Genomic DNA, 257 nt, shown 5'->3' on the forward strand with positions numbered 1-257 from the left:
GGTCATCAGTGCTATCCGCATAAAATCCTGACCGGGCGACGTGATCGTATCCGTACCATCCGTCAGGGTGGCGGTTTGTCCGGTTTCACCAAACGATCCGAATCCGAATATGATCCGTTCGGGGCAGGGCATAGCTCCACCTCGATCTCGGCCGGACTTGGTATGGCAGTCGCCAACCAGCTATCGGATGACAAGCGCAAGAACGTGATTGCCGTGATTGGCGATGGATCGATGAGTGCGGGCATGGCCTATGAGGC

The 257-nt window shown here is 56.8% G+C and carries 1 protein-coding gene; it reads left to right on the forward strand.

Translation table 11 applies throughout. The annotated features are described in order from the left end of the window. Positions 1 to 257: 1-deoxy-D-xylulose-5-phosphate synthase N-terminal domain-containing protein (locus B2T33_RS19635; protein WP_286792943.1), on the forward strand; the 257-nt coding region annotated here is incomplete at both ends.

This window comes from Thalassospira sp. UBA4513 (genome assembly GCF_002388495.1).
GTDB classification, from domain to species: Bacteria; Pseudomonadota; Alphaproteobacteria; order Rhodospirillales; family Thalassospiraceae; genus Thalassospira; species Thalassospira tepidiphila.